This window comes from Rhodopirellula sp. UBA1907 (assembly GCF_002337565.1).
Lineage (GTDB): Bacteria > Planctomycetota > Planctomycetia > Pirellulales > Pirellulaceae > Rhodopirellula > Rhodopirellula europaea.
The window spans coordinates 1-439 of record NZ_DDGH01000003.1 but is presented as its reverse complement, the minus strand read 5'-3'; the positions used below and the strand labels follow the sequence as shown (position 1 = coordinate 439).

The 439-nt window shown below is 56.0% G+C and carries 1 protein-coding gene; it reads left to right on the top strand.

Features of this window, described 5'->3' with window-relative positions:
* Positions 1–439 (top strand): hypothetical protein (locus B2R17_RS01070; RefSeq protein ID WP_286762580.1); only part of this gene is annotated, 439 nt, incomplete at both ends.

The window sequence follows — 439 nt, the reverse complement described above, 5'->3', positions numbered from 1 at the left end:
CCTCGAACAGCAATGCGGCCGTCAATTCAGACACCGTGGCAGGCGAACCAGCCGCCACCGCAATCGACAGCATTACCTTCGCCGATGGTCTGAGCACGATTGTTTTGGGGAGCGAACTGGAAATCACGGAATCGCTTCAAATTGCCTTGGGCGATTCATCTGACCAAATCATCAGTGGCGACAATGCGTCGCGGATTTTTGCGATCAATGCGTCCGGTGGTGATGCGGTGAGCGTCGACGTTTCCGGTTTGAAGCTGCAAGATGGCGTGGCGGAATCGGGTGGTGCAATTTACATCGGATCGGGCCAGTCTCTATCGCTGACCAATGTCACGCTGACGGGCAACACGGCGACTGGTGATGACGCTGACATGGGTGGCGGTGCTCTGGCCATTGATGGCGGGAACGTGACGATCACCGATTCAACGATTTCAGGCAACAT